Below are 22,699 nucleotides of genomic sequence, written 5' to 3'. Positions count from 1 at the left end.
CCGGCGCCGCACCGGCAGGACATTGCCAGCACCCTGACCACATGACCTCAGGTCGCAGGGCAAGCCTTCACTCAAGTTGGCACTGGAGTGAAGGCGCGAGCCCGTGGGATGATCACCGCCGTCGCGCGATTACCCCGGAGACCCTGCATGTCGCTGCTCAAGAAACCCACCTTCCGTAAAAAAGCCGCTGCCCTATTCCTGACGGCAGTGACGGCCTTTGGCGCCACCCACACATTCGCCGCCAGCCAGCCTGCCGCCAAGACCGCCTCCGAGCAGAAAGTCTCGGCACTGGGCGGGAAATTCGCCTTTACCCTGCCCAAGGGGTTCATCGCCGACCCGTTGCCCGGCGGCGACGTGGCCCAAGGCACTTCCGGCGCAACGGGCACCATGTACACCAACCCGCACAGCAAAACCGTGCTGATCGTCGCCGAAAACACCCTGCCGGGCGGACTGAACATCAAGGACAACGACAGCGTATTCCTCGACGAGTCGGTATCCGGCTTCGCCAGCCAACAACGCGAAGCCCTGCCTGATTTCAACAAGCAAAGTGAAAAGAGCCTGACCCTCAAAGGCCTCGGCCTGCGCCAGATCGACTTCACCGCCACCCAAGGCGGCGGCCCGACCCTCAACACCAGCCTGCTGGCCGGCTCTGGCACCCACATGGTGCTGGTCCAAATCATCTCCCGCGCCGACGACAAAACCGGCCACGCGGCACTGCTCAAAGAGGTTCTCGGCGAGAAATAAGGTTCTTCACGGAATCCCGGGAAACACAGAAACAACAGGCCGAACACCAACTCGCCAGCTCGCCTACCGCCCTTGATCTAGCTTTGGCTTTGGCTTTTGATCTTGATCCACCCGCCCCTTCGACAGGCCGAACGCAGGCGTTCATCAGGGGGTAGGCGCGCAGCGCCGTTCGGCGCAGCCGAACACATCGAGAGGAGGTCGAGCGAAGCCGACCGGAGGCGATGCCCCCTGATGAATGCCGGAGAGAGGGAACCCCGAGCCTCGGCGAGGGGCCGAACGCTCGGGGCGAGACCTTTGGTTACTTTGGGGCGTTTGCCAAAGTGACCCGCTGTAAAAGCGGAACCATAAGAGGCCGTAACCGCAGCAACGGATATGTACACCTGCAACAAAATGACTGGCTGTCAGGCAAGCCAGCTCGTGCAGCGGACTCCGCAAACAAAACCAGACTCAATCATTGGTCAACTTGCCCACCCGAATCACCTCCCGCCCCGCCACCTTCGCCTGCCAGATCCCCGGCTCCGTATAGCGCCCGCGATCCAGCGCAAACAACACCCCGCTGGTCCCGGCACACACCACGGACACCCGATCACTCAACGGATCGACCACCTCGAACACCGCATCCCCCCGCTCGACCCACTCCCCGGCCTCGCGCAGAAAACTCACCACCCCATGATGGGGCGCAAACAGATACTCGGTACCGGCGAACGGCATCCCCTCACAGCAGGCTTGCGGTGCCGCCGGCCACTGCCCGGCAATGAACCCCTGCTCGGCCAGGAACCCCAGAATCGCCTCGCAATTGGCCTGTGCCTGATCAATCCGGGTGTCGCCCATGCTGCCCAACTCCAGGGTCGTCGCCAGGTTGGCCGGAGGAATGGCCGCCTCAGGAAACGCCCGGGCCAACCGCAACCAGGGCGACGAACAGGACTCATCGAACGAACTGCCGCCAGAGTCTTCACACAGCAACGCAACGCCCGCCTTCAAGCGCGCCGCCAGCGACTGCCACTGCGGCCAGTGCTGCGGCAACGCATAGAGATGAATGGCGGCTTCAAAATCGCAGTGCAGGTCCAGGGTGATGTCGGCGTCACAGGCATGACGCAGCAGCAACCGGTGCATGGCCTCCAGCTGTGAAGCCGGCGCTGGCAAGCGGTCAAGTACCTGGCCCATGGTCTGCCGGATCAACGCCACGTTTACCTCGGCGTCGCTACCCAATTGAGCGCCGATCAATTCACCGACCGGGCCGCCGAGCTCATGAAAAGCACGGTTGAAATTCTTGCCGCTGCCCAGTTCGAAACGCCCCATGTGGGCGCTTTGCAGATGTTGGTCCAGACCAATCGGGTTGGCCACCGGCACCAGTTCGATCACACCCTTGAGCTGGCCCTGGGCTTCGAGTTCGCCAAGGCGTTTTTTCAGCTCCCAGGCCGTGCGCATGCCCGGCAACTCATCGGCGTGCAGGCTGGCCTGGATGTAGACCTTGCGCTCACCTGCGCCGAAACGAAACACGCTCAGGGTGCGCTCGGTGCCGAGGTGGCTCCAGGGCAGTGAATGGTCAATACGTTGCATGGGGGCTCCCAGGGGAAACAGGTCGGACAGGGTCACTCAAGTGGGCATAAAAAAAGTGGCCACCGCGTCAACGGTAGCCACCTTTTTGAACGGAGAAATTACTCGCCGTACACGTCAAAGTTGAAGTACTTGTCCTGCACTTGCTTGTACTTGCCATTGGCGCGGATTTCGGTGATGGCGGTGTTGAACTTGTCGGCCAGCGCCTGATCGCCTTTGCGCACGGCAATACCCGCGCCGCCGCCGAAGTACTTGGCGTCTTCATAGGTCGGGCCTACGAAGGCGAAGCCCTTGCCGGCGTCGGTTTTCAAGAAACCGTCGTCCAGGTTGACCGAGTCTGCCAGCATCGCGTCGAGGCGACCGGCAACCATGTCCAGGTTGGCTTCCTGCTGCGAGCCGTAGCGCACCAGCACGATACCGGCCGGTTGCAGCACTTCGGTGGCGAAGCGGTCATGGGTACTGGCGCGCAGCACACCGACTTTCTTGCCCTTGAGTTCGGTCAGCGGGTCTTTGACCGCGGTGCCTTCCTTCATCACGAAGCGGGCCGGGGTGTGGTAGTACTTGATGGTGAAATCGACGTTCTTCTTGCGGTCGTCGGTGATGGTCATGGACGACAGGATCGCGTCGATTTTCTTGACCTTCAGCGCCGGGATCAGGCCATCGAACTCTTGCTCGACCCAGGTACATTTGACTTTCATCTGCTCACACAGCGCATCGCCGATGTCCACGTCAAAGCCTGAGAGTTTGCCCTCAGGCGTCTTGAACGAGAACGGTGGGTAGCCGGCTTCAATCCCCAGACGGATCGGCTTGGCATCGTCGGCCACAGCGGTCAGGGACAACATCGACAGTGCCAGGGCACCGAGCATCACTCGCTTTTTCATTTATAACTCCTGTGTGCGGAGACTCTTATTGGCAGCATTCGATGGATAGCTTGTGGCTAGTATTTATCGAAGTGGCCGGCAGTCTAGAGCTGCGCCCGGGAAGCGAATTATGTTGAAGCGACAAATTGTTATAAAAATAAGCAGAAGGTATGACAAGCCATAGTCCACTGCACCCGCACGCTGCAACGCCCTACAGAAACGCCGCGCTTTCGGTCAAGATGACGCAGCTGCCGACAGAACACTCCACCCGCCAACCGAGCGCCGCATCATGCCCGAGCACTTGACCTCGCTGAACCTGATCCAGCACCACCCCGCCGAAGGCCCGGGCGCGATTGACGACTGGGCCGAATCCCGAGGGCTGACCCTCAAGGTGTTTCGTGCCGACCTCGGTCAACTACCGTCGGAGAGTGCAGCACCGGTGATCATCCTGGGCGGGCCCTACGAATCCAATGCCGGCCCAGAGTGGCTGGCCGCAGAACGCCAGTGGCTGGCGGCCAGTATCGAGGCCGGAGCGCCGGTATTCGCCATTTGCCTGGGTGCGCAATTGCTGGCCCTGAGCCTGGGTGGCAGCGTGCGGCGAATGGCGGAACCGGAAACCGGCTGGACCCGCATCACGTTCGCCAATGGGCAACCCCTGACGGTCCTGGAATGGCATGAGGATGCTATCGATCTGCCGCCCAACGCCCACTTGCTGGCCAGCAGCGCCCGATGCGCGCAGCAAATGTACGCTGTCGGCCCGACCCGTGTGGGCGTGCAGTTTCATCCAGAATGGAACGCCGAGTCCGTCGCCTTGCTCAACGCCCATTTCGCGCAAGCATCACCACTGCCCCGGGACCAGGACGACAGTGCGGCCTACTGTCAGGTGTCCGACTGGTTGCACGTGACGCTGGATCAGTGGCACGCGGCGACCAAGGCTTGAGCGATTCCCCTGTGGCGAGAGCGCTTGCCCCCGCTCAAGCACCTGGCGTCGCAACCAACGCTCACCCAACACCCAGCAGTGATCAGCATTCACAACCGATCGCTGCACTGACCGGCCGCTCGATCGCACGGCTCAACTCGAAGCCTTCATCCAGCCACCCGGTCACCCCGCCGATCATTTCCTTGACCGGATACTCCAGCGCCGCGAGTTTCACCGCGGCCTTGTTGGCGCCATTGCAATGGGGGCCTGCGCAATACACCACGAACAACGTGCTTTTCGGGTACGCCGCCAGAACGTCCGCAGTGATCAAACGCCCCGGAATATTCAGGGCTCCCGGCACATGACCGCGCTCATAGGCGTGCGGGCCGCGCACATCCAGCAGGACGAAGTCCACTTCATCGGCCTGCTGGCTGGCAAACACGTCAGAACAGTCGGTTTCAAAGGTCAGGCGATTGCTGAAATGCATCAAGGCAACGGCTGAAGAAGCGGCAGGGACAGCGTTTACCAGACTGGTCATGGGTGTTCTCCAAAGCGGATATGGGTGTGAGAAGACTGTATCCAGATAGTCGTTGGCGCTACAGTGGCGCAAACGACACTCACTGGGAACTTTCCGCCAAATGCACAACGACCCCGGATTAGTCGCGATTCTGGCCTACGACGGGCTCTGTACCTTTGAGTTTGGAATTGCCGTGGAGATCTTCGGTCTGGCAAGGCCCGAGTTCGACTTCCCCTGGTACGAGCACTGCATCGTAGGTGTTGACCCGGGACCGATGCGCGCCACCGGCGGCATTCAGGTGCTGGCCGATGGCGGCATGGAACGGCTGGAAACGGCCCGGACCATCATCATCCCCGGCTGGCGCAACCGCAGTGAGCAGGTGCCGCAAGCCCTGCTGCAGGCGCTTCGCCAGGCCCATGCCCGGGGCGCACGGCTGCTGTCGATCTGCTCCGGGGTGTTTGTCCTCGCGGCCACCGGCCTGCTCGACGGGCGCAGCGCGACGACGCACTGGCGTTACACCCAGGAATTGGCCGAGCGCTTCCCCAATATTCTGGTGGACCCCGACGTTTTGTACGTGGATAGCGGCCAGTTGATCACCTCGGCCGGAAGCGCCGCGGGGATTGATGCGTGCCTGCATCTGGTGGCCAGGGACTTCGGTACTCAGGTCGCCAATTCGGTGGCCCGGCGGCTGGTGATGTCACCGCAACGCACCGGCGGTCAGGCGCAATTCATTCCCGCCCCCATCAGCCGTACGCCCCGCAGCGATCTGTCGCGGGTCATGCACTGGGCACGAGAGCGCCTGCATGAGCCCTTGGGTGTGCGTGAGCTGGCAAGCCAGGCGGCCATGAGCGAGCGCACTTTTCTACGACGCTTCAGTGAAGCGACCGGCGAGTCCCCCAAGTCCTGGTTGCAACAACAACGCCTGGCCCGGGCCCGGGAGCTGCTGGAAAGCAGTGCCCACCACACGGAATCGATCGCCCGGCAATGCGGCTACCGTTCCGTGGAGAGTTTTCGGGTGGCGTTTCGCACGGTGGTGGGACTGCCGCCCTCGGTGTATCGGGAGCGGTTTGGTCGCGAGGTGAACGCGCGGTCGGATTGATCGCCTTCGATTGAAAAACCGCACAGGCAATCACCCGCAACCACGCCAGACGGGTGGTGCGGGTGACCTGCCGCGCCGGGGCTTACTGCCCGCTGCGCAGCATGTCCTTGGGCACGTACTTGCCGATTTCAAACTTGCCGATCGCGGCGCGGTGCACTTCGTCCGGGCCGTCGGCCAGACGCAGGGTCCGTTGCATGGCGTACATGTAGGCCAACGGGAAATCGTTGGAAACTCCCGCGCCACCATGGATCTGGATCGCCCGGTCGATGACTTTCAAGGCGACGTTCGGTGCAACCACCTTGATCTGGGCAATTTCGCTTTTCGCCACTTTGTTGCCCACGGTGTCCATCATGTAGGCGGCCTTGAGGGTCAACAGTCGCGCCATGTCGATTTCCATCCGCGAGTCGGCAATCTTGTCGATGTTACCGCCCAGGCGAGCCAACGGCTTACCGAAGGCAGTGCGATTGACCGAGCGCTTGCACATCAACTCCAGTGCCCGCTCGGCCATGCCGATCGAACGCATGCAGTGGTGAATCCGGCCCGGGCCAAGGCGCCCCTGGGCAATTTCGAATCCGCGGCCCTCGCCCAGCAATACGTTCTCGTACGGCACCCGCACATTGTCGAACAGCACTTCAGCGTGACCGTGGGGGGCATCGTCGTAACCGAACACCGGCAACGGACGCAGGATTTTCACCCCGGGGGCGTCCACCGGCACCAGGATCATCGAATGCTGTTGGTGCCGTGGCGCGTCAGGGTTGCTCAGGCCCATGAAGATCAGGATCTTGCAGCGCGGGTCGCAGGCACCCGACGTCCACCACTTCTTGCCGTTGATCACCCACTCATCGCCATCGCGCTCGGCACGGGCGGCCATGTTGGTGGCATCGGAGGACGCTACGTCCGGCTCGGTCATGGCGAACGCCGAGCGAATCTCACCGCGTAATAGCGGCTCAAGCCAGCGCTGCTTTTGCTCTTCGTTGGCATAACGCACCAGCACTTCCATGTTGCCGGTGTCCGGTGCCGAGCAGTTGAACGGCTCGGGACCGAGCAACGAGCGACCCATGATTTCCGCCAATGGTGCGTATTCCAGGTTGGTCAGGCCGGCGCCGAGTTCCGACTCCGGTAAAAACAGGTTCCACAGGCCTTCGGCCTTGGCCTTGTTTTTCAACTCTTCCATGATCGCGGTCGGCTGCCAGCGATCGCCCTCGGCGACCTGGCGTTCAAACACCGCTTCGGCTGGATAAACGTAAGCATCCATGAACGCAGTCACGCGTTCACGCAATTCCTGAACCTTGGGCGAATAGGCAAAATCCATGGGCAGCTACCTTTTTTGACGAGGTGGTGGAGGCGTTGTTGAGGTCATGAATCGATGCTAGATCAGCCTTGATAATTTATCTAACCTATTCTCGGCGTGTATTAACATTCATCACCGATATATGATCGACTGATCGAGCCACCTGCTCCCATAACAAAAGCCAAGAGCCAAACGCTATGAATCTAAGCAAGGTCGACCTCAACCTGTTCATCGTCTTCGACGCGATCTATACCGAAGCCAACCTGACCCGTGCCGGGCAGATTGTCGGCATTACCCAGCCGGCGGTGTCAAACGCTCTGGCCCGCCTGCGCGAGACCTTCAACGACCCGCTTTTCGTGCGCACGGCCCAAGGCATGGTGCCCACGCCCATGGCGCAAAACATCATCGGCCCGGTGCGCAACGCCCTGTCGCTGTTGCGCGTCTCGGTCCAGGAAAGCCGGATTTTCAACCCGCTGCAGGCGGTCAAGACGTACCGCATCAGCATGACCGACCTCACGGAAGCGGTAATCCTGCCACCGCTGTTCCAGCGCCTGCGCCGCCTGGCACCGACCGTGATCATCGAGAGTTTCCTGTCCAAGCGCCGCGAGACCACCAAGGAACTGGCGGCCGGGCGCCTGGACTTTGCCGTCGACGCCCCGCTCAACACCGACCCGCAAGTGCGCCATGTCAAGCTGATGGAAGACCGTTACGTCTGCGCCATGCGCAAGGGCCACCCCATGGCGGGGAAAGAGAAGTTCAGCCTCGATGACTACCTGTCACTGACCCACATTCATATTTCCAGCCGGCGCAGCGGCCTGGGTTACGTTGACCTGGCCCTGGGTAAAATGGGCATCCAACGCAAGATTGCCCTGCGTTCCCAGCATTACCTGATGGCCTCCCAGGTGTTACAACAAACCGACATGGTGATGACCGTACCGGAACGTTTCGCCCGTCGTCATGACCTGCAGTCCTTCCTGCTCCCGGTCAATGACGTGCCACCGGTGGAAACCCACCTCTACTGGCACGAAAGCACTGACCAGGACCCGGCCAACCGCTGGATGCGCGAGCAGATGATCGAGTTGTGCCAGCAGGTGACGGCCAATGAGAAGAAACTGGACAAGGTGTAATCGCGAGGGGGCAGCCTGACAGGTCCTGTCCTCGTTCATCGCAGGCGAGCGGTACGCCGCCCGGCCCTCTTCCACAGGTTCAATGCGATACCCGCGGGGACGGGCTGGCCCGCGCAAACGCTGCTTGACGTTTACGTCAACCTGACATTAGTTTAGTCCCAAGTCCCTTTCTTGAGCGCGCCCATGAGCAGCCAGACCTACAGCATTTCCGACCTCGCCCGCGAGCTCGACATCACCACCCGCGCCATTCGCTTTTACGAAGAACAAGGCTTGCTGAGCCCCGAGCGACGCGGTCAGGAGCGCATCTATTCGCCGCGGGACAAGGTCAGCCTGAAACTGATCCTGCGGGGCAAGCGCATCGGTTTTTCCCTGGCCGAATGCCGCGAACTGATCGAACTCTACGACCCCACCAGCGGTAACACCAAGCAATTGCACAGCATGCTGGCGAAAATCAGCGAACGCCGCGAACAGCTTGAACAGCAACTGCTGGACATCGAACAGATGAAGCTGGAGCTCGACACCGCCGAAGAGCGCTGTGTCCATGCGCTGGAGCAGACGATCAAGAACCAGCAGGCCGTCCAGTAGAAACACTACGCCCAATGGGGAGCCGGGCTTGCTCACCCCCCCACAGGGATCTCCGAACACTCAGACAATGACAACAGGTCAACGCCCATGTCCCTCCCCTCCCATGTACGCCTGATCGAAGTCGGCCCGCGCGATGGCCTGCAGAATGAAGCCCAGCCCATCAGCGTCGCCGACAAGGTGCAATTGGTCGATGCGCTGAGCGCTGCCGGCCTCGGCTATATAGAAGTCGGCAGTTTCGTGTCACCCAAGTGGGTACCGCAAATGGCCGGCTCCGCCGAAGTGTTCGCACGGATCCAGCGCAAACCCGGCGTGACCTATGGCGCCCTGGCCCCCAACCTGCGCGGATTCGAGGACGCGATGGCGGCCGGGGTCAAGGAAGTCGCGGTGTTCGCCGCCGCGTCCGAGGCATTCTCGCAGCGCAACATCAATTGCTCGATCAGTGAAAGCCTGGAGCGTTTCGTGCCGATCATGGACGCCGCCAGGCAGCATGGCGTCAGCGTGCGCGGTTACGTGTCCTGCGTACTCGGCTGCCCCTATGAAGGTGAAGTCGCGCCGGAGCAGGTGGCAATGGTCGCCCGCGAGCTGTATGCCATGGGCTGCTACGAAGTGTCCCTGGGCGACACCATCGGTACCGGTACCGCTGGCGCCACCCGCAAGATGTTTGAAGTGGTGTCCGCCGACGTGCCACGGGACAAGCTCGCCGGGCACTTCCACGACACCTATGGCCAGGCCATGGCGAACATCTACGCCAGCCTGCTGGAAGGGATCGCAGTATTTGACAGCTCCGTCGCCGGCCTGGGGGGCTGCCCCTACGCCAAGGGCGCCAGCGGTAACGTCGCCACGGAAGATGTGCTGTACCTGCTCAATGGCCTGGGCATCGAGACTGGCGTCGACATGGAGCAATTGCTGCTGGCCGGCCAGCAGATTTGCACCGTTCTGGGCCGCCCAACGGGTTCACGCGTGGCCAAGGCCCGTAGCGCACAATAATGTGTCGGGGGTGTGTTACCGCCCCGCAACAAAACGAGTAACACGGAAACAAACTGACCGAAAAAAATTTAGCGAATGAACACGCAAAATTGTAAATCATTGATTTTAAAGGATTTTTAAAAGTTGGCACGGGTTCTGCTATCTCTATGGCATAACAAGAACAAAAAAAGCGGCAAACCTAATAAAAATAAGACGTAACGACTCTGACATAACAAAAACAACACGGCAGAGACGCAGCTAACAGATTTTTTTGGAGAAGGTGTGCTTTCAGGGTGCTGCATGCAGTCACCCGCAACCGGGCAGAGAACAATAAAACTACCTTCAGGTAGCTCCCGAACTGGTTGGATCGCTTGGCGAAAAAGCAGATCAGCGCTCAAAAAAATACGTTTGCTCTTGACCCCGCATGGGGGTCGCACAAAACAGCGGTAAAGGGTCACGGTTGCCAAAAACAACAACAGACCGCCCCTTAATAATAAAAAAAGAGCATGCAGCAATAAATTAAAGGGGAGCTTCGGCTCCCCTTTGTGCTGTCTGGTGTTCAGGTTTTCCACCGACCTCGCGCAGATTCCGCTTGCTCGCGATGAACTCAATAGCGCCGCGCTTATCCAGAAAGCACGCGTCATCGTTAACGTCCATCGCGAGCACGCTCGCTCCTACACAAGAATGTGGTTATCCCTTGCTGGCTTTCAACTCCTCGATACTGACCTCGCGCATCTTGAATTTCTGGATCTTGCCGGTCACGGTCATCGGGAATTCATCGACAAACTTGAAGTAACGCGGCGTCTTGAAGTGCGCGATGCGCTCCTTGCACCAGGCTTGCAGCTCCTGCTCGCTGGCGGTATGGCCAGGGTGGAGCTTGATCCAGGCCACAATCTCCTCGCCATACTTCTCGCACGGAATACCGATCACCTGCACATCCGCCACCGCCGGATGGGTGAAGAAAAACTCTTCCAGCTCACGCGGGTAAATGTTTTCACCGCCGCGAATGATCATGTCCTTGTTGCGCCCGGCGATGCACACGTAGCCCTCTTCGTTCATGGTCGCCAGGTCGCCGGTGTGCATCCAGCCAGCCTGATCGATGGCATCGGCCGTGCCCTGCGGGTTGTTCCAGTAACCGAGCATCACACTGTAGCCACGGGTGCAGAGCTCGCCGATGGTGCCGCGCGGGACCAGGTTGCCCGCCTCATCGATGATTTTGCTTTCCAGTTGCGGCTGCGTGCGGCCGACGGTGGTCACCCGCAGTTCCAGTTCGTCTGAAGGACCGGTCTGCAATGACACCGGACTGGTTTCAGTCATGCCGTAGGCAATCTGCACTTCACTCATGTGCATTTCGTTGATGACCCGCCGCATCACTTCGATCGGGCAGGTCGCCCCGGCCATGATCCCGGTGCGCAGCGTCGACAGGTCGAACTCCGCACGACGTGGCTGATCGAGCAAGGCGATGAACATGGTGGGCACGCCGTACAACCCGGTGGCGCTTTCCTGGGCCACGGTCTCGAGTGTCAGCAATGGATCGAATGCGTCATTGGGGTAAATCATGGTGGTGCCATGGGTGATGCAACCCAGGTTGCCCATGACCATGCCGAAGCAGTGATACAACGGCACCGGAATCACCAGGCGGTCGTGCTCGGTCAGCCCCAGGCTTTCACCGACCATGTAACCGTTATTCAGAATATTGTAGTGACTGAGGGTCGCGCCCTTGGGGAACCCGGTCGTGCCGGAGGTGTACTGGATGTTCACCGCCTGGTCGAAATGCAGGCTGTTCTGCCGCGCCTTGAGTTGTTCCACCGGAACGCCGGCGCCCAGATCCGCCAGTTGCGACCATGGCAGGAAACCGGACGGTGGCTGCGGGTCGAGGCTGATCACGCCGCGCAGATCCGGCAGGCGCTCAGACTGCAACTGACCGATGGCGTGCTCGGCCAACTCCGGTGCCAGTCCCTGCAGCATCGCGTGGTAATCGGAGGTCTTGAACGAACCGGCGCACACCAGCCACTGACAGCCGGACTGCTTGAGCACATACTCGAGTTCCGAGCTGCGGTAGGCCGGGTTGATGTTGACCAGAATCACCCCGATTTTTGCGCTGGCAAATTGGCTGATGCACCACTGCGCGCAGTTCGGCGCCCAAATGCCCAGGCGGTCCCCCGCCTGCAGGCCCAGCGCCAACATCGCCCTGGCGTGCAGCTCGACGGCATGCGCCAACTGCGTCCAGGTGTAGCGCAATTGCTGATGACGCACGACCAGCGCTTCGCCCCGTGGGTACTTGGCGACCGTGTTGTCGAACGCCTGGCCAATGGTCATCGCCAGCAAGGCTTTGTCCTGCGAACCGCGGCTGTAGCTGTGCTGTGGGTGAGCACTGTGTTGATCCATGACGACCCCTATATTGTCTTTTTTGTAGGAGCGAAGCCTGTCGGTGAATGAGCGTGTTTTCTCACCCCCCAAAGCGACGCTGGTCTTTCAGAACTGCCCCTACTCTCGCTCAAGTTGACGTTAACGTAAAGGGCGATTGACAGCCATTCGTCACAGGTTTACGTTAACGTAAAGGTGACAGTCGACTCGGCACGATTCACAGGCCGATTCTCCATTGATAAAAACAAGTGTGAAGGTGCCCCCATGAGCTATCCGACCCTGAACTTTGCCCTCGGCGAAACCATCGACATGCTGCGTGACCAGGTCCGCGCATTCGTCGCCAAAGAGATCACACCGCGAGCCGCACAGATCGATATCGATAACCTGTTCCCGGCGGACCTGTGGCGCAAGTTCGGCGACATGGGCCTGCTGGGGATCACCGTGCCGGAAGAATACGGTGGTGCCGGCCTGGGCTACCTGGCCCACGTCGTGGCCATGGAAGAAATCAGCCGCGGTTCGGCCTCTGTCGCCTTGTCCTACGGCGCCCACTCCAACCTCTGCGTCAACCAGATCAACCGCAACGGCACCCATGAGCAGAAGGCCAAGTACCTGCCCAAGCTGATCAGTGGCGAACACATCGGCGCCTTGGCCATGAGCGAACCCAATGCCGGTTCCGATGTGGTCTCGATGAAGCTGCGCGCCGACAAGCGTGGCGACCACTACGTGCTCAACGGCAGCAAGACCTGGATCACCAACGGTCCGGACGCCAACACCTATGTGATCTACGCCAAGACCGACCTGGAGAAGGGCCCGCACGGCATCACCGCGTTTATCGTCGAGCGCGACTGGAAAGGCTTCAGCCGCAGCAACAAGTTCGACAAGCTCGGCATGCGGGGTTCCAACACCTGCGAGCTGTTCTTCGACGACGTTGAAGTCCCGGAAGAAAACATCCTGGGCGTGCTCAACGGTGGCGTGAAAGTACTGATGAGCGGCCTCGACTACGAGCGCGTGGTGCTCTCCGGCGGCCCTACCGGGATCATGCAAGCGTGCATGGACCTGATTGTTCCGTACATCCACGACCGCAAGCAGTTCGGCCAAAGCATCGGTGAATTCCAGCTGATCCAGGGCAAGGTCGCCGACATGTACACCCAGCTCAACGCCAGCCGCGCCTACCTGTATGCCGTGGCCCAGGCCTGCGAGCGTGGTGAAACCGCCCGCAAGGACGCTGCCGGCGTGATCCTCTACAGCGCCGAACGCGCCACGCAAATGGCCCTCGACGCGATCCAGATCCTGGGGGGTAACGGTTACATCAACGAGTTCCCCGCTGGCCGTCTGCTGCGTGACGCCAAGCTGTATGAAATCGGCGCGGGCACCAGTGAGATCCGTCGCATGCTCATCGGCCGCGAACTGTTCAACGAAACGAAATAAATTTCGTCAGCGGCAAGCGTCAAGCTGCAAGAGGACTGCGCTCTTGCTTCTGACTTGTAGCTTGTAGCTTGAAACTTGAAGCTGCTACGGAGTAGCCCATGATTTTGCACACCCAGCTCAATCCCCGTTCGGCGGAGTTCGCCAGCAACAGCGCGGCAATGCTTGCCCAGGTCGATGCGCTGCACACCCTGCTCGCCCAGGTCCAGCAAGGCGGTGGCGCCAAGGCCCAGGAACGGCACACCTCGCGGGGCAAACTGCTGCCCCGCGAGCGGATCAACCGCTTGCTCGATCCGGGTTCGCCCTTCCTGGAAATCAGCCAGCTGGCCGCGTATGAAGTCTATGGCGAAGAGGTTCCGGCCGCCGGGGTGATCGCCGGCATCGGCCGGGTCGAGGGCGTCGAATGCATGATCGTCGCCAACGATGCCACGGTCAAAGGCGGCTCGTACTACCCGCTGACGGTGAAAAAACACCTGCGCGCCCAGACCATTGCCCAGCAGAATCGCTTGCCGTGCATCTATCTGGTGGACTCCGGTGGCGCCAACCTGCCCCGTCAGGATGAAGTCTTTCCGGACCGCGAACACTTCGGGCGAATCTTCTTCAACCAGGCCAACATGAGCGCCATGGGCATCCCGCAGATCGCGGTGGTCATGGGCTCGTGCACCGCGGGCGGCGCCTATGTGCCGGCCATGGCCGACGAAGCGATCATGGTGCGCGAGCAGGCCACTATTTTCCTCGCCGGCCCACCGCTGGTGAAGGCCGCCACCGGCGAAGTGGTCAGTGCCGAAGACCTGGGCGGTGCCGATGTGCATTGCAAGATTTCCGGAGTGGCCGACCACTACGCCGACAGCGATGAACACGCCCTCGCGCTGGCCCGACGCAGCGTTGCCAACCTCAACTGGCGCAAACTCGGTGAGCTGCAGCAGCGCGCGCCGATTGCCCCGCTGTTCGCCAGCGACGAGCTGTACGGCGTGGTCCCGGCCGACGCCAAGCAACCCTTCGATGTGCGCGAAGTGATCGCACGCCTGGTGGATGGTTCGGTGTTCGACGAATTCAAGGCGCTGTTTGGCACCACACTGGTCTGTGGTTTCGCCCATCTGCACGGCTATCCCATCGCGATACTCGCCAACAACGGCATCCTCTTCGCCGAGGCCGCGCAAAAAGGCGCGCACTTCATCGAACTGGCCTGCCAGCGCGGGATTCCCCTGCTGTTCCTGCAAAACATCACCGGCTTCATGGTCGGCCAGAAATACGAGGCCGGCGGTATCGCCAAGCACGGCGCCAAGCTGGTGACCGCCGTGGCGTGCGCCAAGGTGCCAAAATTCACCATGATCATCGGTGGCAGCTTCGGTGCCGGTAACTACGGTATGTGCGGCCGGGCCTACGACCCGCGCTTCCTGTGGATGTGGCCGAACGCACGTATTGGCGTGATGGGCGCCGAACAGGCCGCCGGCGTGCTGGTGCAGGTCAAGCGCGAACAGGCCGAGCGCGGCGGACACCCTTTCAGTGCCGCGCAGGAAGCCGAGATCAAGCAACCGATCCTCGACCAGTATGAAGAACAGGGCCACCCCTACTACTCCAGCGCTCGCTTGTGGGATGACGGCGTCATCGACCCGGCGCAAACCCGCGACGTGCTGGCGCTGGCGTTGTCCGCCTCGCTGAACGCCCCTATCGAACCGAGCCGCTTCGGCGTGTTCCGGATGTGATCTGGAGAAAACCATGAGCGACTTCAATACCCTGGAACTGCTGACCGACCCCCGTGGTTTCGCCACGCTGTGGCTCAGTCGCGAAGCGAAGAACAACGCCTTCAACGCCGAAATGATTCGCGAGCTGATCCTGGCCCTGGACAAGGTTCAGGGCGACCCGAACCTGCGTTTTCTGCTGGTGCGCGGACGCGGCAAGCATTTCAGCGCCGGTGCGGACCTGTCCTGGATGCAGCAGTCGGCCGAACTCGACTACCACACCAACCTGGATGACGCCCGCGAGCTCGCCGAGTTGATGTACAACCTGGCCAAGCTGAAGATCCCGACCCTGGCGGTGGTGCAAGGTGCGGCCTATGGCGGCGCCCTGGGCCTGATCAGTTGCTGCGACATGGCCATCGGTGCCGATGACGCGCAGTTCTGCCTGTCGGAAGTGCGCATCGGCCTGGCTCCCGCGGTGATCAGCCCCTTCGTCGTACAAGCCATCGGCGAGCGCGCAGCCCGTCGTTATGCCTTGACGGCAGAACGCTTCAGCGGCGTACGCGCCCGGGAAATCGGCCTGCTCAGCGAAAGCTATCCGGTGGGCGAACTGGAGCCACAGGTCGAGCACTGGATCAATAACCTGTTGCTCAACAGCCCGCAGGCCATGCGCTCAAGCAAGGAACTGCTGCGTGAGGTCGGCAACGGCGCCCTGAACCCCGCGCTGCGCCGTTATTGCGAAAATGCCATCGCGCGGATCCGGGTCAGCCCCGAGGGGCAGGAAGGCTTGCGTGCCTTTCTGCAAAAACGGCCGCCGAGCTGGCAGGTCGAATCCACCACCAAGGAGCCGCGTTGATGAGCGCACCTGTACTCACCACCCTGCTGGTGGCCAACCGTGGCGAAATCGCCTGCCGTGTGATGCGCACCGCCAAAGCCCTGGGCCTGACCACCGTGGCCGTGCACAGTGCCACCGACCGGGACGCACGGCACAGCCGCGAAGCGGATATCCGCGTGGACCTGGGCGGCAGCAAGGCGGCTGACAGCTACCTGCAAATCGACAAACTGCTGGCCGCCGCCAAAGCCAGCGGCGCCCAGGCGATTCACCCGGGCTATGGTTTCCTCTCGGAAAACGCCGGCTTTGCCCGCGCCATTGAAGCGGCCGGCCTGATTTTCCTCGGCCCACCCGCGTCGGCCATCGACGCCATGGGCAGCAAATCCGCGGCCAAGGCCTTGATGGAAACCGCCGGCGTGCCGCTGGTACCGGGTTACCACGGCGAAGCCCAGGACCTGGAAACCTTCCGCGACGCCGCCCAGCGCATCGGCTACCCGGTCCTGCTCAAGGCAACGGCCGGCGGTGGTGGCAAAGGCATGAAAGTGGTCGAGGACGTCAGCCAGCTGGCCGAAGCCCTGGCCTCGGCCCAGCGTGAAGCCCTGTCGTCGTTCGGCGACTCGCGGATGCTGGTGGAGAAGTACCTGCTCAAGCCACGCCACGTGGAAATCCAGGTGTTCGCCGATCAACACGGCAACTGCCTGTACCTCAATGAGCGTGACTGCTCGATCCAGCGTCGTCACCAGAAAGTCGTCGAAGAGGCCCCTGCCCCCGGCCTGAGCGCGGAACTGCGCAAGGCCATGGGCGAGGCGGCGGTCCGTGCCGCGCAAGCCATTGGCTATGTCGGCGCCGGTACCGTGGAGTTCCTGCTCGATTCGCGGGGTGAGTTCTTCTTCATGGAGATGAACACTCGCCTGCAAGTCGAACACCCGGTCACGGAGGCCATCACCGGCCTCGACCTGGTCGCCTGGCAGATCCGCGTCGCCCAGGGCGAGCCGCTGCCGATGACCCAGGCGCAGGTGCCGTTGATCGGCCATGCGATTGAAGTGCGGTTGTACGCCGAAGACCCGGGCAATGACTTCCTCCCGGCCACCGGCCATCTGGCGCTGTACCGTGAGTCCGCCGCCGGTCCTGGCCGTCGTGTGGACAGCGGCGTCGAGGAAGGCGACACCGTTTCACCGTTCTACGACCCGATGCTCGGCAAGCTCATTGCCTGGGGCGAGGATCGCGAACAGGCACGCTTGCGCCTGCTGAGCATGCTCGACGAGTTCGCCATTGGCGGCCTGAAGACCAACATCAGCTTTCTGCGCCGAATCGTCGCTCACCCGGCATTCGCCGCCGCTGAACTGGACACCGGGTTTATCCCGCGCTACCAGGAGCAATTGCTGCCCGCTTCCCGCGAACTCAGCGATGAGTTCTGGCAGGCCGCCGCTCAAGCGTTTGCGCAAAGCCAGGCACACAGCGTACGCAGCGATGACCCGGGTTCACCCTGGGCCATTGGCAACGGGTTCCGCGCCGGATTACCCGCCGAAACCACGCTGCACTTGAGCTGTGAGGGCCAGGATCGGGCCGTCACCCTGGCCCCGGCTGACAGGCGTCATGCCGAACTGGTCGATGAACAGTTGCGGGTGGAGCATCACGGCCTGCGCCGCCAGCATCGCGCAATCCGCCACGGCGACAGCCTGTACCTGCAATGGGAAGGCGAACTGCACAGCGTCAAGCAGTACGACCCGATTGCCGCAGTCGAAGCCAGCCATAGCCACCACGGCGGGTTGACCGCGCCGATGAACGGCAGCATCGTGCGCGTCCTGGTGGAGCCGGGACAGACCGTCGAAGCCGGGGCACAATTGGTGGTACTCGAAGCCATGAAAATGGAGCACAGCATCCGTGCACCCCATGCCGGCGTGGTCAAGGCCTTGTATTGCCAGGAAGGTGAGATGGTCAACGAAGGCAGTGCGCTGGTGGAGTTCGACTAACCACCACCCACTGCCAGAGAGGTCCTGCGCGCCAGGACCTCGCTGATCAGAACTTCGCGGTAGCCTGCACCACCACGCCGATGATGTGGCAGTCGTCGGTCATCAGGGCCTTGGGATAGGTCGGGTTCAGCGGCACGAGGTAACGCTGGCCGCCCTCTTCTATCAACTTGCGGAAGGTCGCCTCGGCGCTGCCGGACCATTGGGCGATCACCAGTTTGCCAGGCACCGCCTCGACGGCCGGGTCGACCAGGATCAGCATGTCCTGAGCAATGCTCGGTCCGCTGGGTGCCGTCATCGCATCGCCCACCACGACCAGCCAGAACGCCGGCCCGCGGGCATGGTAATCCGACAATTCGGAGCGCCCCTTGCCGTAGGTGGGTGCTGTCGTTTCACGCACTTCGCAAAGCCCCCGCCAGTCGCTCACCGGGTAACGAAAGTACGGGTTGTACTTTTGCGCCAGCGGCATTTCATCCTCATCCGCTTCGTCATCGACTTTCGCCGCCTCGGTTTCCCTGATCACCAGGGCCACCTCAAGAAACCCCATTCCCAGTTCCCGGAGCACCCGGTTCATGTCGTCGAGGCTCGGCTGCCGACGCTTGTTCAACCAATGACCGACGCCGCCCTGCGACATGGCGAGGCGTTCAGCGAGTTTTTCCTGAGTGATCCGTAGCTCACTCATCTTGGCCTTGACCAATTCAATCCATTTATCCATGGGCGGAACGATACTTCCCGTGACCAGACCCTCAACACACACATTGTAGTATTTAATTTTTCGTCATAAATACGATTGGTACTAATATTTGACCTGACCCTACGCCCCCTCTCATGGAGTAAGACCTCACCATGGATAACATCGACAAAAACCCGCAAGAGCAGGAAATCGACACCAGCTTCACCTCACTCAAGGACTGTGCCGCTACCCAGCGCGCCCTCGACTATTACTTGAAACCAACTGTTTCGGAATGGGATGTCACGGAACGCTTGTTCAACGTCAAACGTCACGTCAGCAGCGAGGAAGCCCTGGTCCATGCCTCAGGCCTGCTGCGCTGTGCAGCGGCGAGCGCCAACGAGTCGGCGAACAGCCTGCAGGGCGCCAGCCGCGATCTGGTCTTGACGGTGGTTCACATGATCGACATGGCCAAGGCCATGGTGGAACGATCCCTGGACGGCAATCGAGCGGATTGAGCGGGAAATATTAGCGTCAACGCCGGGTTTCAGGTCAAACCGCAGGCGTCTTGCAAGGCGACAGGAAAAATATTTCCTATGAGGCAGGTGAAAACATTTGACTTGCAAATGATAATGATTATTATTGCATCAGCTGGTCGCGAGATCAGTCGATATCCCAAGAGACCTTAGGTCGGACTCTTCGAATATCTCCTCATCAGGCTAATCACGGTTTTTGACCCGGCTTTTTGCCGGGTCTTTTTTTTGCCAGTTATTCTGGCTTTGGCTTCAGGCTAATGAAGTCGGGTACTGCTGAATTCGATGGCGCGGATGATATCAAAAGAGCATCTTTTTGCAACACGGCAGTGAGAAGACGCCTTACAGGCAATGGAAAATAGCACTTGAGAATCAATCGCATAGTCACTAAGCTGCGGCTGCGTCAAGGACGACGCCCCCCCTCAACACCCCGCAAATTGCCCTCAGCCTTCCCCCTCCCTTGCGTGTAAAGTAAGCGCCATAACAATCATATCCAGGATGAGATTATGACCGTGGCTCAACGCTCCTTTGATATCACTGCCAATTTCGACAGCGGCAACATAGAGGTGCTGGACCTCAGCAATCCGTTACAGGCCTTGCTGGCCATCAAGCCCGATACCCGCAGTCAGCACTTCCAATGGTTTCATTTCAAGGCCAGCGGCCTGCATGTGGGGCAGGAGCACTGGTTTCGCCTGAACAACGCCAGCAAATCCTCGTACAACAAAGCCTGGGACGGTTATCAGGCCGTAGCCTCCTACGACCACGTGAACTGGTTCCGCGTCCCGACGATCTTTGAAGGCGATTGCCTGCGCTTCAGCCTGGAAGCCACCCAGACGCACGCCTGGTTTGCCTACTTTGAACCCTACAGCCGCGGTCGCCATGACTGGCTGATCGAACAAGCGCTGACCAAGGCCGGCACCGAGTTGCTGGCCACCGGCAAAAGCATCGAAGGTCGTGACATTCAACTGCTGCGCAAAGGCAGTGGTGCCGAAGGCCAGCGCAAGGTCTGGATCATCGCCCAGCAGCATCCCGGCGAACACATGGCCGAGTGGTTCATGGAAGGGGTCATCGAGCGCCTGCAACAGCACAACGACCCTGAGCTGAACAAATTACTGGCCAGCGCCGACCTGTACCTGGTGCCGAACATGAACCCGGACGGTGCCTTTCACGGTCACCTGCGCACCAACGCCATGGGCCAGGACCTCAACCGCGCCTGGCAGAGCGCCAGCCCGGACATCAGCCCGGAAGTGTTCTTCGTACAGCAGCAAATGGAAAAGTACGGCGTCGACCTGTTCCTCGATATCCACGGCGATGAAGAAATCCCCTACGTGTTTACCGCCGGATGTGAAGGCAACCCGGGCTATACGCCACGGATTGCAAAGCTTGAGGAGCATTTCCGCAGCCACCTCAAACACAAGACCCGCGATTTCCAGACCACCCACGGCTATACCCGTGACGAGCCGGGCAAGGCCAACATGACCCTGGCCTGCAACAGCGTCGGCGAACAGTTCGACTGCCTGTCGCTGACCCTGGAAATGCCGTTCAAGGACAACAACGACGCCCCCAACGCCCACACCGGCTGGTCCGGCAAACGTTCGATGCAGTTGGGCAAGGATGTCTTGTCGACGGTGGCCGATATGGTCGGCGCCTTGCGCTGATCCCCTGGCATGGCGGCATGCCTCCACGACATGCCGCCATGACCTCACTCAGACGCCGCGATCCGCCGGCAATCCTCCGGCCCCAGCAAGCGCCCGTCCTGGGAGCGCAGTTCCAAAGGCCTGATAACAGCGGTGCAACGCAACGCTGCACCGCCCTGCCCGATCAGTGATCCTTGCCAGCCAACATGCTCTGCAACACGCCGTCACGGCGCACCCAGCCATGGAACAGCGCCGCGGCCAGATGCACCAGCACGGTCAGGAACAGCAGGTACGCCAGATAGCCGTGAGCCTTGCGCAGGAAGGCAAACAGCGCGGTATTGGCCGGCACAATCGACGGCAGCTGCCAGGCACTGGCGAGCATCACCGGGTCGCCTGCCGCCGAAATCATCGCCCAGCCCAGCAGCGGCAAGGTCAGCATCAAGGCATACAGCAACACATGGGAGGCCCTGGCCGCCAGTACCTGCCAGGCCGGCAAATCGGCGGGCAACGGTGGCTGGCGAGTCGAAAAGCGCACCACCAGTCGCACGATCACCAACAGCAGGATCGCGATGCCCAAGGGCTTGTGCAGGTGGATCAGCCAGGCATGGCGCTCGGACACCGAGGCGACCATACCGGCGCCGATAAACAACATCGCGATGATCATCAATGCCATCAGCCAGTGCAGCAGCCGCGCCAGCGGCGCAAAGTGGTTCGGGTACGCGCTCATTGTGCAGGCTCCTGTCTGGCGGTGGGCAACTGGCTGACTTCCTGGGTACGCCGCAGGTAGGAGTTGGCGTAGACCGCTGAACGCGCCGCCAACAGCGGGTCATCCGAGCCTTCGATGCCTGCCGGCAAGATCAGCGGGTCGTAGTTGATGTCGCGGCATTCGCCGCTGTCCTGCGCCTGGGCACGCTCCAGGACCAGGGTCCCGGCATTCAGGACGGTGCGGTCGGCAGGCCACGCCTTGCTCGCGTCATGGGTCGGGTCCGAGGGCGCCGCCAGCGTGATGTTCAACTGCCAACGCAAAGGGCCGCTGCTCAAGCGCTGGAGCAAGTCCTGTTCCAGGAAGTCCGCGCCTTGCGGTGCACTGGCGCCCGCAGCGTCCCGGGTGACGGGCACCACGCCCCAGCGTACCGCCTGGCGCTGACCTGCTGCGTTGACCAGGTAGAACGCGTTAATGCCGTTATAGCTCTCGGTCGCGTAACTGGCCGAAGGCCTGGTCGACTTCACCCATTTCAGGAAGGGCGCGGTTTCCGGGTGCGCGGCGAAAAATGCCGGTGCGGCGGCCGGATCAGGTTTGCCAGTCGCGGGATCGGGGGTCTGCACCTGTTGCAACTGAAGGAAGGCTTCAGGCGTCCCCACCGGGAACACCGGCATGCTGTTCATGCCCGTGCGCCATTGCTGGCCGTTGGCCTGGGTGAAACGCAACGCCAGGCTGCGGATCGGCACACTGCTGTCAGGGGCGTAGGGGTTACCACTGGGCAACGCAAAGCGCCCAACCACCGGCGTCCATGCCGCGCTGAAGACCTGCGCAGTGGAATACTGACGCGCCTCTCCGGAGTTTTCGAAGTAACCGATCACGCACACCCCTTTGGCGTGATTGCGTCGAAAGCCTGGGTGAACACCGTTGTTGGTCTCCAGCACATTGACCAGCGCCTTGGGGGTCAGACGCTGTGGGTCCAGTGTGCCATTGACGTAGGCAAAGGCCCCGGCCAAGGCCGCAATCACCACGCAGATCCCCGCCAGGCGCAGGATCAGGCTCCCAGGGCTCAGGGGTATTTTGTCGGGTGGCGGTGCATGATCAACCATAAAAGACTCCAGGGCCGCAGCGGGCCTGTGGGAAGGATCAATCAGACGAAAGCGCTGCCGGTTTATTCCATTGGCATGGTGTTTATTTTTCCGCGGCTGGAATAACCTCCCT

General features: G+C 61.2%; 21 protein-coding genes. 12 read left to right on the top strand and 9 right to left on the bottom strand.

Features of this window, described 5'->3' with window-relative positions:
- Positions 1 to 147 precede the first annotated feature (147 nt).
- Entirely contained in the window at positions 148 to 744 is a 597-nt protein-coding gene (locus CKW29_RS17540; protein ID WP_095148895.1) for a hypothetical protein, read from the top strand.
- A gap of 447 nt (positions 745 to 1,191) precedes the next feature.
- Here the strand turns inward: CKW29_RS17540 and CKW29_RS17535 are convergent, their stop codons facing one another.
- The gene (locus CKW29_RS17535; protein ID WP_095148894.1) at positions 1,192 to 2,304 is read right to left on the bottom strand and encodes a succinylglutamate desuccinylase/aspartoacylase family protein; all 1,113 of its coding nucleotides are present in this window, start codon (positions 2,302 to 2,304) and stop codon (positions 1,192 to 1,194) included.
- Between the two features lie 98 nt (positions 2,305 to 2,402).
- A complete protein-coding gene (locus tag CKW29_RS17530) occupies positions 2,403 to 3,182 on the bottom strand; it encodes an ABC transporter substrate-binding protein (RefSeq protein WP_095143633.1) in 780 nt (259 codons plus the stop codon).
- Positions 3,183 to 3,462: 280 nt separating this feature from the next.
- On the opposite strand from CKW29_RS17530, the gene CKW29_RS17525 reads away from it, so the two are divergent.
- Positions 3,463 to 4,101, top strand: a complete 639-nt coding sequence (locus tag CKW29_RS17525; protein ID WP_095144061.1) for a type 1 glutamine amidotransferase — start codon at positions 3,463 to 3,465, stop codon at positions 4,099 to 4,101.
- 82 nt (positions 4,102 to 4,183) lie between these two features.
- On the opposite strand, the gene CKW29_RS17520 is transcribed toward CKW29_RS17525, so the two are convergent.
- Positions 4,184 to 4,618 (bottom strand): rhodanese-like domain-containing protein, encoded by a 435-nt coding sequence (locus CKW29_RS17520; protein ID WP_095143634.1) that lies wholly within the window; start codon positions 4,616 to 4,618, stop codon positions 4,184 to 4,186.
- Between the two features lie 100 nt (positions 4,619 to 4,718).
- Between CKW29_RS17520 and ftrA the strand changes: the two genes are divergently transcribed.
- The gene (ftrA, locus tag CKW29_RS17515) at positions 4,719 to 5,696 is read left to right on the top strand and encodes a transcriptional regulator FtrA (RefSeq protein ID WP_095143635.1); all 978 of its coding nucleotides are present in this window, start codon (positions 4,719 to 4,721) and stop codon (positions 5,694 to 5,696) included.
- 82 nt (positions 5,697 to 5,778) lie between these two features.
- Here ftrA and CKW29_RS17510 read toward each other — a convergent pair whose 3' ends face one another.
- Positions 5,779 to 7,008 carry an acyl-CoA dehydrogenase gene (locus tag CKW29_RS17510; protein WP_095078923.1) on the bottom strand — a complete coding sequence of 410 codons (1,230 nt, stop codon included), beginning with the start codon at positions 7,006 to 7,008 and terminating at the stop codon, positions 5,779 to 5,781.
- 176 nt (positions 7,009 to 7,184) lie between these two features.
- Here CKW29_RS17510 and CKW29_RS17505 point away from each other — a divergent pair, with 176 nt between their 5' ends.
- The 3 genes from CKW29_RS17505 to CKW29_RS17495 all read left to right on the top strand — a co-directional run bounded on the left by CKW29_RS17505 (position 7,185) and on the right by CKW29_RS17495 (position 9,686).
- On the top strand, positions 7,185 to 8,114 hold the full coding sequence (locus CKW29_RS17505) for a LysR family transcriptional regulator (RefSeq protein WP_095143636.1): 930 nt from the start codon (positions 7,185 to 7,187) through the stop codon (positions 8,112 to 8,114).
- A 183-nt stretch (positions 8,115 to 8,297) separates the two neighbouring features.
- Positions 8,298 to 8,699: a MerR family DNA-binding transcriptional regulator gene (locus tag CKW29_RS17500; protein ID WP_095078921.1), complete on the top strand. Its 402-nt coding sequence runs from the start codon at positions 8,298 to 8,300 to the stop codon at positions 8,697 to 8,699.
- 87 nt (positions 8,700 to 8,786) lie between these two features.
- Positions 8,787 to 9,686 (top strand): hydroxymethylglutaryl-CoA lyase, encoded by a 900-nt coding sequence (locus CKW29_RS17495; RefSeq protein ID WP_095143637.1) that lies wholly within the window; start codon positions 8,787 to 8,789, stop codon positions 9,684 to 9,686.
- Between the two features lie 116 nt (positions 9,687 to 9,802).
- On the opposite strand, the gene CKW29_RS26105 is transcribed toward CKW29_RS17495, so the two are convergent.
- Both CKW29_RS26105 and CKW29_RS17485 read right to left on the bottom strand, forming a co-directional pair.
- Positions 9,803 to 10,309, bottom strand: a complete 507-nt coding sequence (locus CKW29_RS26105) for a hypothetical protein (RefSeq protein ID WP_256577018.1) — start codon at positions 10,307 to 10,309, stop codon at positions 9,803 to 9,805.
- Positions 10,310 to 10,355: 46 nt separating this feature from the next.
- Positions 10,356 to 12,053, bottom strand: coding sequence for an AMP-binding protein (locus tag CKW29_RS17485; protein WP_095148893.1), 1,698 nt, complete (start codon positions 12,051 to 12,053; stop codon positions 10,356 to 10,358).
- A gap of 243 nt (positions 12,054 to 12,296) precedes the next feature.
- On the opposite strand from CKW29_RS17485, the gene CKW29_RS17480 reads away from it, so the two are divergent.
- The 4 genes from CKW29_RS17480 to CKW29_RS17465 all read left to right on the top strand — a co-directional run bounded on the left by CKW29_RS17480 (position 12,297) and on the right by CKW29_RS17465 (position 17,941).
- Positions 12,297 to 13,460: an isovaleryl-CoA dehydrogenase gene (locus tag CKW29_RS17480; RefSeq protein WP_095143639.1), complete on the top strand. Its 1,164-nt coding sequence runs from the start codon at positions 12,297 to 12,299 to the stop codon at positions 13,458 to 13,460.
- A 98-nt stretch (positions 13,461 to 13,558) separates the two neighbouring features.
- Complete coding sequence (locus CKW29_RS17475) at positions 13,559 to 15,163, top strand: carboxyl transferase domain-containing protein (RefSeq protein ID WP_095148892.1); 1,605 nt, start codon at positions 13,559 to 13,561, stop codon at positions 15,161 to 15,163.
- A gap of 13 nt (positions 15,164 to 15,176) precedes the next feature.
- The gene (locus CKW29_RS17470) at positions 15,177 to 15,992 is read left to right on the top strand and encodes a gamma-carboxygeranoyl-CoA hydratase (protein ID WP_095148891.1); all 816 of its coding nucleotides are present in this window, start codon (positions 15,177 to 15,179) and stop codon (positions 15,990 to 15,992) included.
- The gene (locus tag CKW29_RS17465) at positions 15,992 to 17,941 is read left to right on the top strand and encodes an acetyl/propionyl/methylcrotonyl-CoA carboxylase subunit alpha (protein ID WP_095143642.1); all 1,950 of its coding nucleotides are present in this window, start codon (positions 15,992 to 15,994) and stop codon (positions 17,939 to 17,941) included. The genes CKW29_RS17470 and CKW29_RS17465 overlap by 1 nt, the downstream gene beginning before the upstream one ends.
- A gap of 46 nt (positions 17,942 to 17,987) precedes the next feature.
- On the opposite strand, the gene CKW29_RS17460 is transcribed toward CKW29_RS17465, so the two are convergent.
- Positions 17,988 to 18,653: a S24 family peptidase gene (locus CKW29_RS17460; RefSeq protein ID WP_095143643.1), complete on the bottom strand. Its 666-nt coding sequence runs from the start codon at positions 18,651 to 18,653 to the stop codon at positions 17,988 to 17,990.
- A 131-nt stretch (positions 18,654 to 18,784) separates the two neighbouring features.
- Here CKW29_RS17460 and CKW29_RS17455 point away from each other — a divergent pair, with 131 nt between their 5' ends.
- The gene (locus tag CKW29_RS17455; protein WP_095143644.1) at positions 18,785 to 19,126 is read left to right on the top strand and encodes a DUF6124 family protein; all 342 of its coding nucleotides are present in this window, start codon (positions 18,785 to 18,787) and stop codon (positions 19,124 to 19,126) included.
- A gap of 521 nt (positions 19,127 to 19,647) precedes the next feature.
- Positions 19,648 to 20,799, top strand: coding sequence for a M14-type cytosolic carboxypeptidase (locus CKW29_RS17450; protein WP_095143645.1), 1,152 nt, complete (start codon positions 19,648 to 19,650; stop codon positions 20,797 to 20,799).
- A gap of 163 nt (positions 20,800 to 20,962) precedes the next feature.
- Here the strand turns inward: CKW29_RS17450 and CKW29_RS17445 are convergent, their stop codons facing one another.
- Together CKW29_RS17445 and CKW29_RS17440 are read right to left on the bottom strand one after the other, a co-directional pair.
- Positions 20,963 to 21,505 carry a cytochrome b gene (locus CKW29_RS17445; RefSeq protein WP_095143646.1) on the bottom strand — a complete coding sequence of 181 codons (543 nt, stop codon included), beginning with the start codon at positions 21,503 to 21,505 and terminating at the stop codon, positions 20,963 to 20,965.
- Positions 21,502 to 22,587: a catalase family peroxidase gene (locus CKW29_RS17440; protein WP_095143647.1), complete on the bottom strand. Its 1,086-nt coding sequence runs from the start codon at positions 22,585 to 22,587 to the stop codon at positions 21,502 to 21,504. Before CKW29_RS17440 ends, CKW29_RS17445 begins: the two co-directional genes overlap by 4 nt.
- Positions 22,588 to 22,699 lie beyond the last annotated feature (112 nt).

This window comes from Pseudomonas sp. Irchel s3a18, from assembly GCF_900187535.1.
In the GTDB taxonomy this organism is placed as follows: domain Bacteria; phylum Pseudomonadota; class Gammaproteobacteria; order Pseudomonadales; family Pseudomonadaceae; genus Aquipseudomonas.
This window is presented reverse-complemented; position numbering and strand designations above follow the sequence as displayed.